The 14861-nt window shown below is 41.0% G+C and carries 10 protein-coding genes; 3 read left to right on the top strand and 7 right to left on the bottom strand.

Features of this window, described 5'->3' with window-relative positions; all coding sequences use genetic code 11:
* Positions 1-80: 80 nt before the first annotated feature.
* The 5 genes from AYW76_RS16835 to AYW76_RS16815 form a co-directional block, all read right to left on the bottom strand.
* Positions 81-1139, bottom strand: a complete 1059-nt coding sequence (locus AYW76_RS16835) for a phosphatase PAP2 family protein (RefSeq protein ID WP_067223357.1) — start codon at positions 1137-1139, stop codon at positions 81-83.
* Positions 1140-1195: 56 nt separating this feature from the next.
* Positions 1196-2263 (bottom strand): phosphatase PAP2 family protein, encoded by a 1068-nt coding sequence (locus tag AYW76_RS16830; protein WP_082866285.1) that lies wholly within the window; start codon positions 2261-2263, stop codon positions 1196-1198.
* A 53-nt stretch (positions 2264-2316) separates the two neighbouring features.
* Positions 2317-3636 (bottom strand): tetratricopeptide repeat protein, encoded by a 1320-nt coding sequence (locus tag AYW76_RS16825; protein WP_067223354.1) that lies wholly within the window; start codon positions 3634-3636, stop codon positions 2317-2319.
* A gap of 82 nt (positions 3637-3718) precedes the next feature.
* Positions 3719-5674: a CHASE2 domain-containing protein gene (locus tag AYW76_RS16820; RefSeq protein WP_197467847.1), complete on the bottom strand. Its 1956-nt coding sequence runs from the start codon at positions 5672-5674 to the stop codon at positions 3719-3721.
* Between the two features lie 36 nt (positions 5675-5710).
* Entirely contained in the window at positions 5711-7201 is a 1491-nt protein-coding gene (locus AYW76_RS16815; protein WP_067223348.1) for a FecR family protein, read from the bottom strand.
* A gap of 338 nt (positions 7202-7539) precedes the next feature.
* Between AYW76_RS16815 and AYW76_RS16810 the strand changes: the two genes are divergently transcribed.
* Positions 7540-8238, top strand: coding sequence for a Crp/Fnr family transcriptional regulator (locus AYW76_RS16810; RefSeq protein ID WP_067223344.1), 699 nt, complete (start codon positions 7540-7542; stop codon positions 8236-8238).
* A gap of 20 nt (positions 8239-8258) precedes the next feature.
* Here AYW76_RS16810 and AYW76_RS16805 read toward each other — a convergent pair whose 3' ends face one another.
* Together AYW76_RS16805 and AYW76_RS16800 are read right to left on the bottom strand one after the other, a co-directional pair.
* Positions 8259-10481, bottom strand: a complete 2223-nt coding sequence (locus AYW76_RS16805; protein ID WP_067223343.1) for a glycosyltransferase — start codon at positions 10479-10481, stop codon at positions 8259-8261.
* Between the two features lie 40 nt (positions 10482-10521).
* A complete protein-coding gene (locus tag AYW76_RS16800) occupies positions 10522-11544 on the bottom strand; it encodes a glycosyltransferase family 2 protein (protein WP_067223342.1) in 1023 nt (340 codons plus the stop codon).
* Between the two features lie 241 nt (positions 11545-11785).
* On the opposite strand from AYW76_RS16800, the gene AYW76_RS16795 reads away from it, so the two are divergent.
* A complete protein-coding gene (locus AYW76_RS16795; RefSeq protein WP_067223341.1) occupies positions 11786-12601 on the top strand; it encodes an ABC transporter permease in 816 nt (271 codons plus the stop codon).
* Positions 12591-14855 (top strand): GNAT family N-acetyltransferase, encoded by a 2265-nt coding sequence (locus tag AYW76_RS16790; protein WP_067223340.1) that lies wholly within the window; start codon positions 12591-12593, stop codon positions 14853-14855. Before AYW76_RS16795 ends, AYW76_RS16790 begins: the two co-directional genes overlap by 11 nt.
* The last annotated feature ends 6 nt before the right edge of the window (positions 14856-14861 follow it).

Genomic DNA, 14861 nt, shown 5'->3' with positions numbered 1-14861 from the left:
AGTTGATACAAGCCTTATTGCCGCGAAGACTAGAAAATGAAATGGCATTTTAGACTAAAAACGCCATTATTCAGGGACGACTACTTAAATTCATTTGTCTTTGTTGTATATCTCTTAACAAAGTACCAGATTGCCGAAGTTAATAGTACAGCGACAATGCCGTCAGCAGCGTAATGCCACCCTAGATGAACCGAGCCAATCATAATAATTAAGGCATATAACCAAGCGAGGATGCCCCAGTTTTTGTTTAAGCTATAGACCGCTATTGCTATTAAACATGTCATTGAGACATGCATGCTTGGAAGAGCAGAAATGCCTTTACCAATTCCACTTGTTCTGTTCGTATAGCTTTCCCATAATACATCTTGCAAAGTTAATGCCCAGACACGAAATAAACTGTCTTGCTCTATAAGAAAGGTATTTTGTTGTTTTAAAAGAAGCATTAATTCAGTGTAAGGGCTAGAGGTCTCGTAAGCTAGATCGTAAAAACATGGGCCTACTGATGAAAAAAGTAATGCAGCAATGTTACCATTTATTATCCAGCATAATAAGAAACTAAGAATGACTTGTTTTCTTATTTGGTTGTGTTTTACACAGCACATGAAAGATATTAAAAAAATCCATATAATGAAAAACCAAATATTATAAAAAAAGTTTATAACTCCTGTTGCCAGTGGAGTAGAGAATATTGAGTGGGTGATTTTCCATGCCGAAAATCCCCAAAAAATGAACTGATCTAATTCTACTAAGTATGGGTCTAAGTAAAAAGGAATTATCTCTGGAATAGAGTATTTTACGCTAGTATATACCGAAAAAATTATTGATACAGAAATTGATAAAAATAAAAAATTTAAAGTTTCGTTCCAATGTTTAAAAGGAAGTAATGAGTAATTTAAATATACCTTTAATGGTCTTTTTTCTCTCTTCACTATTAAATATATATACATAAAAAAAGAAGAAAGGAAAAAAGTTGATATTAACCCAAAGATAAACGAATCTCGATATAGGTTTAACTCTATATTGATGCTTTCGAATTTATAATATAGGAGAAACTGGTAAGAGACGGCTGTTAAAGCTAAAGCATAAAGAGTGATGTCTCTTTGAATTGGAGTAAGTGCAGATCTTAATATAAATTTCAAAACAATCAAATCCTATTGATTAAATTTTTCCAAAAATTATATAATAAATGCTTTATTCAATCTAGACTCCTCGTACTGTTATAGCGTTTTTTCGATAGTTTGGCGACGGAAAACCAAATGCCGGTTGTCATGAGTGCCCCAACATATCCATCCAAAGCATAATGCCAACCTAAATGCACTGATCCGATCATTATGATAATCATATATAGCCAAAAAACTAAGCCTATCCATTTTTTTAATGAATAAGTTGCGAGCGCCATAAGAGTAGCCATAGATACATGCATGCTCGGCATTGCTGAAATGCCAGACCCAAATTCACTTGATTGGGATATATAGCTTTCCCAAAGCATGTTTTGAGTATTAAGAGACCAAACTCCCAGAAAGTAACCCTCTTTCTTAAGATACATGTTTTGCTGATTGAGTATTTGCATTAGCTCGCTAAACTGATGGCTTCCTTCATAAAGAAGGTCATAGAAGCAGGGACCAACAGAGGAAAGCAATGTGGCTGAAATGCTGCCATTGATTATCCAGCAAAGTAAAAAAGAGATAAGTGTGGTATTTCTTAGCTCTTTCATATTGTATAAACATGAAAAAACAACAAGAAAAATCCAGCATACAAAAAACCAAAGATTATAAAATAGATTAATGACTGCACTAAATAAAGGTGATGAAAAAAGGTAGTGAGTTATCTTCCAAGGATCAATGCCAAAGTGTATTGTTCTGTCTAAATTGATTAAGTATGGGTCAAGATAAAAAAAAATATTTTTTGGTATAGCCAATTTAATAGTAGTGTATATTGAGAATATAACCGATATTAAAGATAATATTATTAAGAGGTTTAGGCTTTCTAAAGGATTTGAGAAAGGGATTTTTAAAACTAACTTGAATTTTTCTAAAGGTCTTCTCTCTTTTTTAATAACCAAATAAAAGAAGTATATAATTGATGAAAGTGATAATGTTATGGTTGCTGCTATGTAAACTGTTTTTATATATATTTCTGGAAAAGGTGTCGGTTCTTGGGAAATATAGGAATAGAATATATACAGTACTACTATCCCTGAGAAAGTTGCATAAATCCATTTTTCTCTTTCAAGTATTGATTTTGCTTTTTTAATATAAGTCATTTTTAATCATTAAAAATAAAGTGTTATTTTTTCTGTGTTATGTTGAGATTTTCTTAAAATCTATAGTTAAATCCAAAATCGATACTTTCATTTTTTGTTTTAAATATTTCAATATTGCTGTCTTGATCTCGATAATAATAACTTGATTGAATAGTGAAGTTTTCAGAGATAGGGTAAATATACTGTAGTTCAGCTGACCAATAATCGGTGTTACGAGTTTCATTATTAGCTAAAGCAGGGCTAAAGCCTTCTCTATCTCGTGTAGCAGTAACGCTAAATTTTGACATTAAACGCCCATTTAATACTGGAAGGTCGTAAAAAATTGCGGCTTTTTTAATAGTTCGATTACCACCAGCACGTTCCTCTAGGCTAGCATTTAATCCTAAGCTAATTTCTGCCCCTAGCTGATGTGTTCCAATTGAATAGGTCACGCCAGGCTTAATGCTAAATGAGATATCATCTAAAGAGTGATCTCCATTGAAATGAGTATGGCCCAGTTCAAATTTCACATGACTTACGGAGTCTCTCGGGGTAAGGGTGTAGTTACCTTCGAAAGAAGAATAAAGCCCTTCATCGCCTAGTCGAACATGCTCTAAACCTATTTGCCAACGGTGATTTAAAGTTCGTCCTTCAATATTTTTCCCGTAATACATTGAAAATGCATCGGTATCGACGCTGTCTATCTTACTCTTTCTTGATTGACTGGAAATTGTTAGAAGTGAAATCCCTTCCGCTAACAAAGTAAAGTATTGTGCTGTAAACCTAAAATTATGATACCCACCGGATTGCGGGCGTGAGGATCCTAAAATAGGTCTTATAATATTGTAACCTTGGTAGGTTTGCTCATAATTTTCAATGTAAGTCGCATTGTTCAAGTTAGAGCTGTGTCCATATAAATATGAAAACTGGCTTCGCCAAAGATTCTTTTGTTGTTCCCATTGGTCTTGTCTGCGCTGTAAAGCAGTATATAAAGCTGGCGGAATGGATGTTTCTTGTAATAACTCGCCATTCGTTTGAAGTGCTGAAATAAGCTCACCACTCTGATAAAGAGCTTGAGCGTAATCAACTTTTGCAGAACCATTGTATGGATCAATTAATAGAGCACGTTCTAACATTTCAATGGCTGTGTTTGTATCGCCAAGATAGAGCAAAGAAGCACCATATAAGGCGAAGTAGTCACTGCGATCTAAGCAATTTTCAAACTGCGGATATAAAAAATCATGTAACTTTTTCCAGTCTGATTTAGCGAGAGTAGTAGACAAATTGCTTGGTACAATACATTCACTAGTATTATCTGAATCCGGTTGAGCAATACTAGAAGACGATAGCAGGCCCATTGTAATAACGACAAGAATTGCAAAGGTGTTCTTCATCTATAAATAAGCCGTTACAGCATCCTTGTTGTTATTGATGAGGCTTCCAAAATAAACCAGTGAAGGGCAAATATTATCTCATTTACACTATGCGTAGCACCCTACTGCCTTCTTTATCCATTAGAGGGTCGACATGGTGAGACTGAGGAGCGAATAATACATGAGGAGTAGTTAGTCCATCAAGTAGGAAAGAGCCTTGGGACTCAAGCTCTCTTCCAGTTAGGTCTCTAGCCGCACATTCACCTATTAATATAGGTTGAGCTAAGTCTTGAGTCATCTCTTGTATACGCAAAACGATCGTAACAGTATCACCTAAAAGAGTATGATGTCGGCGATTAACGGGGCCTATAGAACCAACTAATGTTGGGCCACGCTCAATCGCAACTCCCAATGCTAGGGGTTCTAAGCCTTTTGGTGGGCGAGATGGAATTATTTTTGTGAGCATTTCTTGTAATTCTGCTGCCGCGTTCAGAGCACTTCTCGTAGCACCTTGGCTTTCGCTGCCCGACCAGCTTGCCAATAATGAATCACCTTTGTATTCCTCAATTTGCCCGCCTAAGGACTCTATGATGCGAGTCGATTCCACAAAGAAGAAATGTAATAGAGCGGCCGCTTCTTCAGGAGGGCGACTTTCTTCATACGCCGAAAAGTTACGCAAGTCGGCACAAAGAAGTACTAAATCGTGTCTGCTGGCCTCTATCGCACCGGTAGGACTCTTATGAAGCAGTGTTTGCGCAACAGACTTTGGTAGATAACTACTAAGATGGCTAAAAACACGTAAATGCTGATGACGTACAAGTTGATGGTCTGCTAGCACAAAAAGAGTACTGGCAATTAGGCAGAAGAGTGCAACATCAAACCAACCTAGCCAAATATCATAACTTAAAAAGTAGCTATGAAGTAACCAAGACCCCAATGGCAATAGTAACGCAGCACAAGGCAACGAATAAGAGGATACTCTGCTAGGTGCTTGAGCTAATAAGATCAAGATAGCAGCGGCTAGGATGCCACAAAAAAGCTTTAGATAAAGAGCATAACTAGGCGTGTACGGCGTCCGGCCATCTAATAGATTACTCAGTAAGCGAGCTTGAAGCTCAACACCAGGGGACATTCCGCTATGAGGTGTTGGAACAACATCCCCCAAGCCGAATGCAGTAGCACCGACTAATACCCAAGCATTTTCTAATAATTGACTTGGTGCTGTACCGTTTAAAACATTTGCGGCTGAAACTACTTGAAAGCTATCTGGACTCTGACGATAAGAGAGTCGCATATTGCCCTGCTGATCTATAGGGATAGACAAACCAAAGTACGAGTCAATCTCGACTTTGTGGGCAGAAGAGAAAAGGCTATTATCATGCCGTATTGAGACACTAACACTTTTCTTACCAAGGCTGCTAAGCAATCCTTGTAAAGCTAGAGAAGGATAGACGCGACCATCAATACAAACCAATGGAGGCTGTTTTCTGATCATACCATCAGCATCTACTATAGGGGTAATGTGACCTATTTCATGACCGCTTAGTAAGGCCGTATTAGCAAGGTAACTAACGGCTTTAGGGATTGGGAATTCACAGTTACTAGATGTTAATGCGCCCCCGAGCTGGCCACTTTTCAGGACAGTTTGTTTGTCGAAAATGGGAACTTGAGCAAGCACCCCATTATTTTCATTTAATGCTTTTGAGAAGTTAGCATCACCAATTTTACTTTCAGGAAAAACAACATCAAACATTTGTAATGACGCACCATATTCAGCAAGGCGATTAGACAGTTCTGCCATAGTGCTACGAGGCCAAGGCCAAGCGCTGACTTCAGATAAACTTTGCTCGTCAATAGCAACGATTACGATACGCTCTTCTCGTTCTTGCTCTGGTAGAAGACTCCATAATAACGATCCACCTTTCTCATCATATTCGTAACTTAGGTTAGAGAACGTGAAGCTGAAAAAAACCGTTATTAAGAGAGCGATCGTTAGTAAGCCAAATAAGAACGGCAAACGAACATAGTTTTTACTTAAAGCTGAATTAGATGATGTCATCGTTTTGCCAAAAAAGTATTTCATATTGGTAACTGTTTAATTAGTCCAAATAGTGGCGCCTTCGATCATCCCTGATTCAATTTCCTTATAAAAAAGATAACCAGCTTCATCTCCCTCAAGAGTCGTCGCACCACTAAAGTGCTCAGATTTTCCTGGTCCTGAAATAAATAACTGTCCATTGTCGTCAATCGTTCCATTGGCATTAAAGCCTACATTTGACGTAACCTCACTGTCTAATGTTAAGCCTGTACTAAAACTACCTTTTGTGAAATCCACAGATAGGAAACTATCTTTAATAGTCATAGGTTTAACATCGCCATTTTGGCCATAAAGATTGACTTGGCTAACTTGTAGATCAAAGTCCACTTTACCTAAACTTCGATCAATCGCAGTTTGATCAGATTTAGTACGAAATAAAGCGGTAGCGCTTGGGAAACCATTGGCAACACCGAGAGAAAAGGCCACAGGTTTATTGTCTCGACCTGCCGCGGCATCATTAATACTAGTGATGAGTGTATCTTTAACTGAATCTTTGTAGGTGTCACCAAACCCAGAAAAGCGCCCCCAAGCTAATTTTGTTGGTGGAGCATCGGTAAATTGATCGCTATTTACAGCAACGTGATCTGCAATAATATCTTTTATTTCTGAGTCAGACATATTTTTAGAAAATGGAGACTTAAACTCATCTCGTTTGTTTGGGTCACTGATAACGATTTCGTCAATATTAGTCTCTGTTTGCGCATCAGAGCTGTTTGTATCGTCAGAGCTGTTTGTATCGTCAGAGCTGTTTGTATCGTCAGAGCTGTTTGTATCGTCAGAGCTGTTTGTATCGTCTGACTCATCAGACTCTTTCTGACGAGCATTGATTTCCGATTTCAAAAGTGCAGCCGCACCAGAGGCAGAGAGGGGAATTAATCGTGGTTTGTTGTAAATCGCGTCTAGCTCAAGTAACTGTTTAGATGAATCGTTAAGCTCAACTGAATTAGAACAAGGACCAAATGCCTTGGCATCGCATTGGCTTGAGAAGGCGGCCACAGCAATAGCCCCCTCGTTTACAATAGCTTGCACTAATTCATTTGAAGCTTTGACAACAAAATCTGTACCTCGGACACCAATAGCTGCAATAGGGGTATTAAGTCGGAATTTATCACGTGCGGACTTTGCGCCAGTACCAGAAATAGAGCGTATAACGCCTTCTTCCAAATTGAACTTAATCACAGATTCAGCCGGAGCCTTCGCATTATAGCTGTAATGCTCGATTAACAATTTACTGCTAGGACGAATACTGACCAAACCATTGTCAATGAATCGAATATGGACGTGGCCATTGCTAAGAGTTTCAATGACATCACCTTGGTTTACCTCTGTGCCGACATTGATAATCTTATCGTTTAAGTAGGCTTTACCAAGTGTAAAAGTAACCGTGCCCGCATTCATGTTAGGCGCTGCTTGCACCGAAGCGCATAGCAATGAAATACCAACAATGCAAGACTTGGCATAGAATTTGATAAGGCTAAACAGATGCATGGTTGAATCCACCTTTGAGTCTTTAAATAAAGCAACTCATAGAAATAATTTTAAAGTTAGCGTAAATAATACGCGCCTAAAGTTGAAGTGAAGTGACCACAGTCACACGTTTTCGAATCCTTACAAGCGTTTAAGAGCGTAGTTAATCGAAAATGAAGATATCCACAGTAGGCATCGCGCGGCCTGCCTGTGGGCAAAATTGTGCCGCGCAAACTGGTATGTGGATAAGAATTCAGGTTAAATGTGCGTCGTTCAGGTTAGATAGTGAAAAAGTTACCCTTGTATAAAGAAGTAGTGAATGTGTTGCAATATGATCGTCAACTACAATGGACATCGATATGGCTGTGACTGTTGAGTTGCTAAAACGCTTTCCTATGCTGCAAAGCTTATCTGAGCAAGAGCTTGAGCAGTTAGCTCAGCAATCATCCATTAAAAGTGTTAGTCGGCGTGCTGTTGTTATCAATGGCGGTGTGGCATCAGATTATTTATGCTTCTTATTTGAAGGGCGCCTTCAAGGTGTAGATTTCACTCTTGATGGACGAGAGGTTGGTCTTTACTTTGTCGAGCCTGGAGACTTTTGTGGTGAACTAGGTCTGTATGACAAACAAGGGCAACCCGAAAGTGTTATTGCACTGTCTAAGTCTCAAATAATTTTAATGCCTGTTAGTGCTGTACGAACAGCCATACAGGGTAGCCATCAAATGGTTGAGAGTTTATTTACACGTATGGCGACACGTGTACGCAAACTTTCTGCACAAAGAGCCTTACTAGGTCTGTCTAGTACCGTTGCAAGAGTATGTGGACAGCTTTGGATGATGTTGGAAGAGCAGGATTCACTAAATCGGCGAGAAGGTGTTATTGCTTACCCGCCCACCCATCAAGAGTTGGGTATTATGCTGAATTTAAGTCGCGAAACTGTAACGCGAGTTTTTCAAACACTTCAAACCCAAGAGGTAGTCAAGCGTGACGGAACCACTAGATTGTTAGTGCTAGATGAAAAGTCACTCAGAGCATTATTTGAGGCGGGAGACGGCTAGCCTCCCGCTGATTAACATGCCTATCGGGATAACCTCTGCTTTATACGTCGCTGTAAACCAGTGGGAACAAATCGAGCCAGTTCTCTTAGTATAGGTGCTGTCTTCAAATGATACAGTACCTTCAATAACTGCATTCGCGCACTAGCGGAAAAACTCAAATCTCTGTTAACACAAGGTGTAGTAATAGTGAGCCAGTGCTGTAGCTGATCGCTATCAATAGATCTAACTGTCAATAAGTTCTCTACATCAGCATCATTCATGCCCAATAGTGCAGTATAGCCTTCACGATAATCTACGAGCTGCTTAGCGGGAGGCGTGTTACTGTGCATTTTGGCTAAGTCTAGGCCGCGCCCGCCCTCATTTAGCAACTGTTTAAATAAAGATGCAAATGACATGGCTGAACTGTCCCATGGCATTACCCAACTATTCGGTCGCTGATAAATCCGCTCAGGAAAAGCGCCAATATTAGGTACCACTACCGGCAAACCAGCCTCAATTGCGCTGCTTAACGTATAGCTGTAGGTTTCAGGCCATAATGCCGTGAACCATACCAAATCGGCCTCATCAGCCGCTTTACGCTGCGCTAATAGATCGGCAAGTTCAGACTCGTTATAGCGGCCATATACTGATAATGTACTGCGTGGCTTCTCACGCAAATCACGGTAAGCATAGCCCAATAATTCAAATTCAACATTGATATTATGAGTAGCACAAAGCGTTGCCACATCTTCTACTAAATCGGCTCCTTTAATCTTGCTTAAGGCACCAATAATAATCACTTTTAATGGTCGTCCCGTTTCGCACTTAATGTCCGTAACAGGGAACTTTGCGTGTTCTAGGTGACGTCCATTTTCATGATAAACGGTCATGATGTTGGCATTTGGAAAGCCTTGATAATAAAACTCATTGCATGAGTTGCTAGGGGCAATACAACAGGTTGCGCCGTTAAGCAGAGATGAGAACTTCGATGACCATTCATTGTTTGGTGTAATAGCTTTATCGCCCACAAAACGATCTTGAGCGCCAGTAAGAGAGATAGATTCACACAAATAATAATAATCGTGTAGTGAAACTAACCATGGACGAGCTAGTCGTTTTGGAAGATCCATGACCCACGTTGGTACATCGACCATATGGTGAAAATGAAAGCCCGCGATTGGCAACTGCTTAAGCACGTCAAAGAGCGTATGTTGTTGAGTATGTACATCAAAATACAACGTATATTCACTCTCTTGAGGTGCTGAGCCATCCATACTAGCGGAAACGGTAGTCAGCGCCAGATGACCAGGCTTTTCAAGGCTTGGCATCAGCAACAATGAATAAGCCTGTTGTTCAATCGCCTTGTTTAGCTCTTCGACAAAACGCAATGTACCACCGCCACGGTTATGGCTGACGTGAACAACAATGGGTTGAGTGCCTGCAATTAACGAAGCAAGCCATGTTTTTACGCGTGCATTGCGTGCAGGGTCTTCGGCTAGATGCCGGTGAACGTCTCGTTCGTAAAAAGGATGATGCTTAACCAACTTGCCCAAAGCGCCGTGTTTTAATTCATTGTGCTCATCACCAAAACTTACATTGCCTGTATGTTGCACAAATGTATCCAGTGCAAAACGGTTTTTCCAGCCAGCCTTAATCGCGCGCTGACAAAAATCGTTTTCTTCACCATAGCCTTTACCGAAGGTTTCAACATCAAAATACCCTATTTCGACCAAGCAGGCGCGGCGAATATACATACAAAAACCCACGCCAGTGGGTACATCTACAGCCGTACCGCTATTTGCTTCAGAAAACAGACGATCAAGTACTGTCAGTGGTGTGTTTGAAGGTAAGGTGTTGTCTTGACAGAAAGTAGGATAGCTACAGATAGTGGCATTGTTAGAGAAAGGCGTAACTGTCGCCACTTTGTCATCAGCGTAAGCGGCACTTGCGATGCGATCGAGCCAATCATTGGCTACCAGAGTGTCGCTATTCAGCAGTAGTACATCGCGCTCAGGATGTAGTTGCATACCGCGGTTAACCGTCGCTACAAACCCCAGATTCTCATGGTTCACCAACAGCGTAAAATCGCCCGCAGCAGCGCGGTCTTGTAATAACTGACTGACCTCAGGTTCAGGTGAACAATCATCAATAACAATAAGCTCAAAAGCGCATGTGTTTTGTGACAACTTAACACTGTCAAGGCAGTCTATCACATCTTGAAGACCGCGATAGACTGGTATAATGACATCAATAGGATGGTTCATGAATTCCTCAATTCTAATGAGCTAGTAAGGTAAGTGGTGGTTACTTAAACAACCCGTGATATAAACGATTTAGTCGATACATTAGGCTACGTTTTTTAATGCCCTCTAACGACTCGTGTGCACTTTTTTGGGTGTGTCTAAGGGTAATAAGCTCATGTTCTACTGTTTTATATAAATGCGTCAAATGCTCAATATCGCGGTCTTTCTGAGCGATTGTGTCCAGGGCGAAAGAATGCAGATCCCCAATTCGGCTGAGCTCGGCAGCATTGTTGGCCTGTAGGCTTTCTATGTATTGATCATGCCACAGGTGAGTGCTGGCCAACATATCATGCAACATGCTAGGCGTTAGTTTAGTTAACCATTTTTGATAGATCGTTTGATACGCTAAGTGTTGCTTTTCACGTTCGCGCACCCCTGAGCTTTCGGTGTGAATCAGATAATTACAGGTTGTCTGATCGACAAAAACAAATGAACAAAATTGAGCGACTTGTAACCAAAAATCCCAATCTTCAAATAAGTCGATTGTGTTATCAAAGCGTACGCCTAATTTTCTCACATTTGTGGGGATTAGCACTGTCAAGATAGGCATCACATTATGATAAAATAACTGATATTTAACGAGAGGTTGTCCCTGAAAAGACAATATCTTCTGCTCACCCTTATCATTGGTGGACACCGTCCGAGCTCGACAGTGCACTACACCTAACTCATCTGCGGAAAAATGTTTTTGATGAGCATCGACTAACCCTACAATATGGTCTTTATCTAAATAGTCGTCATCGTCTAGGAAAAGGCAAAAAGGGCTCGACGCGGCTAAAAAACCGGCATTAGCCGCTTGCGAACGTCCTAGGCTGTGAGCATGAGATATATAGTTAAGATAAATGTCTTGGGTGTCGGATATTATTGCCGTCAGTAGATGATCAACATCTTTACCGCCATCATTCACGACCACTAACTCGATAGGTCGGTATGTTTGGGATAGCACAGAGCCAATAGCTAGCCGTAATAACTCAGGGCGATCCTTTGTGCGCACTACAACGCTGACCGCGGGCATATCCACCATTACAATCCACCAAAAAACAGCCAATTAAACGCGAAATGGTAGCCTTTTCAACACCAACATACCAGCCTCAATGCCAGCCAGTGTGAAAAGTGAGCTACGTGACTGAGAGCGATAGAATAGTAGCGAAGATAGGCTGCAGTTGAGCAGAGTTCAATCCAAGCGATGCTATCTCGCTTTGCGCAAAATACGGCACAGTGGTATCTTAGCCGCCATTTTTGTATTAGGGGATAAAGACGCTTCCATGTTACCTACTCAATGGTTCTGGCAATACGCTTTGCCGCAGCACAATATACAGTTGATAATACAACTGACTAGACGACAAATTCTTCAGCGCTTTAAAGGATCGATATTAGGCGTCGCTTGGGTATTTATTACGCCTATCCTGATGCTGAGTGTCTATACATTTGTTTTTAAATCTGTCCTGAAGGCCAAGTGGCCTGGAAATGAAGATGCGAACAACATTGAGTTCGCATTGCAAATATTTTCTGGGTTACTGGTTTTTAATTTATTTTCAGAGGTCCTAAGTAGAGCATCCAGCTTAATTACTGATCAACCTAACATGGTTAAAAAGGTGATATTTCCGCTGCCTATATTAGCCTGGGTAAATGTTTTATCTGCTTTGTTTTTTGCCCTGATTAACCTCCTTGTACTCGTAGTTGCTGCCTATTTTATGCGTATGGAACTAAGTGTTCATATCGTTGCTTTGCCAGTGCTGTTTGTTTTATGCATACCAATGTTGCTTGGTTTAAGTTGGGGGTTGGCTGCGTTAGGGGTCTATCTACGTGATTTAACACAAATAATTACGTTAGTACTTATGCCGTTAATGTTTTTATCACCGATTTTTTATCCAGTCTCGGCATTACCTACAGTAGTGCAAGGTTTCATGATACTAAACCCGCTAGTGCTTCCAATTGAAACATTAAGAGCTTTAGTCATGGTGGGGGAGTGGCCTTTTTGGGGGGGGCTTGTCTTATACGGAATTATAAGTGGTGTGATCATGATTTTAGGCTCAGCAATATTCCATAAATTGAAAAAGGGCTTTGCCGATGTCCTCTGATTTTTCCTTAAATGTCGATCAGTTATCCAAAACATACCACCTTTATGATGCCCCCGTAGATAGACTCAAGCAAATGCTATCCAGAGGCAAGCGTCAGTATTTTCAAGAGTTTCAAGCTTTAAAATCCTTGTCCTTTTCGATTAAGAAAGGAGAGGTTCTGGGTGTGGTTGGGCGAAATGGCGCCGGCAAGTCAACGTTGCTCCAGTTAATCTGCGGGACACTTACGCCATCGACAGGGCACGTTCATATTCAAGGCCGAATTGCTGCACTATTAGAGCTAGGAGCGGGCTTTAATCCTCAATTTACGGGGCGAGAAAATATATTCTTATCGGCTTCTATTATGGGGGTATCCCGTAAGGAAATTGATCAAAAGCTGGATGATATAATCGAGTTTTCGGGAGTTGGTGGATTCATAGATCAACCTGTTTCGACCTACTCAAGTGGCATGTATGTTCGGCTGGCTTTTTCTGTTGCCACAAGCGTTGAGCCGGATATATTGATCATTGATGAAGCGCTCTCTGTCGGTGATGGTGACTTTGCTCGACGCTCCTTTGAGCGCATTATGTCTATGAAAGAGCGTGGTGCCACCATTTTATTTTGTTCTCACTCGTTATATCAAATCGAAGTACTTTGCTCGAAAGCAATTTGGATTGAAAAAGGCGAGTTAATTAAAGAAGGCAAACCTGCGGCAGTTTTAGCGGACTATCAGGCATTTTTAGATTGTTTGAACGTGAATCCAGATGCAAAACCAACAGATATTGAAAAAAGGGAGCGCCAGGCTCAAGAATTGAGCGCGCCAGAGGATGTGATTAAAGCGCCCGTAGGGCAATCTGCACGTATTGTTCGCATTGACTCCTCTACTGGCGGTCAGTCTGGTGATGTACTTAATGTTATTAGTGGGCAATCTGACGTTACAATAGATATTCAGTTTAAATCAACGTTACAAGAAGAAGTTCCTCAAGTAGCAATCGCTATCCATAGTGCATCAGGTCAACTGATATCCAGTTGTGCGGCCTGGATATCGGGGCAAGCGCCCAGTATTGATGATCATGGGATGGGGAACATACAAGTATCCTTCCCCAAATTGCCTCTTTTAAAAGGTACCTACTATGTAGGAGTTCTGTTGTTTTGCGAGCGCGGCCTTTTTTTACATGATGAAGCAGACCCAGCATTAACATTGCACGTTACGCAGGAAGGTCAAGAGCGAGGAGTGGTAGTGTTACCACATGTATGGAGTTGCCCTCAAACGTCTAAGCTGCTCAAAGATGATGCGATAGTTAAAGATCGCAAACCAAGTGAGCGTTGGCAGGTTCGTGAGGCAAGTGCCACAAAAGATTTTGAAAGTATCAAGAGGCTTTTTCAAGATACGTTTAAGCAACCATTACATGAAGAAATCTGGCACTGGAAGTACAAATATGCCAAAAGCCCTGGTTATGTTGTATCAGAAGGAGATGAGGTTGTTGGTTTCTGTGGTGGGGCACCAAGGCGTGGCATGGTAAAAGGCCAGCTTGCTATGCTGGCTCAGTTAGGTGACGTGATGGTGGATAAACGTCAACGTGGAGTATTAACGAAAACGGGACCATTTTATAGAAGTGTTTATGGATTCCTAACGGAGAAAATAGGTCTTGATCGAGAGTTTTCATTTGGATTCGGCTTTCCAAATAGACGGCACCTACGCGTTGGTGAACGGCAAAACTTATATAAAGCTACAGACCGAATTTTAGAGGCAAAATGGCCAGCAAAGAAAAGTCAGTGTCAGCTTGTTGCTTGGACTGGGGAGTCAGGGTTAGGTGATAAAGTAGATGTTTTGTGGCAGCAAATGAAACCTTATTTAGGCAGCTATCTTGTGGGAGTGCGTGATCAAGACTGGATGCGTTTTCGGTTTTTAGAAAAACCTATGGACAGTTATCAAGTTTGGTTTGTATTGGGCTCAGAAAGACCGCAAGAATATATAGGATTGATCGTACTGAAAGATCACCCAGAAGCCGATCATATGGAGCTTCTGGATTTTATTTGTGCGCGAAAAAACAGTGGTAAAGTGTTGGATGCGGCACGTCATCAGGCATTTCAAACGGGCCGTCAGAGTGTGTTTAGCTGGCTATCAGGAAATGTATATAGCTGGCTTGAGACAGACGATTCAACGGTTGAAACCACAGAAGTTTTTGTTCCTGGGAATGCCCTTGATGAGCCCGAGCACCTTGCAAAATCCAAAGGTAATTGGTGGTTAATGGGGGGGGATAGTGATTTTAGATAGGAGCCC

Origin of the sequence: Marinomonas gallaica, from assembly GCF_001639745.1 — a bacterium.
Lineage (GTDB): Bacteria > Pseudomonadota > Gammaproteobacteria > Pseudomonadales > Marinomonadaceae > Marinomonas > Marinomonas gallaica.
Note: the sequence above shows the minus strand (reverse complement) of the source record. Positions and strands in the feature narration are given on the sequence as shown.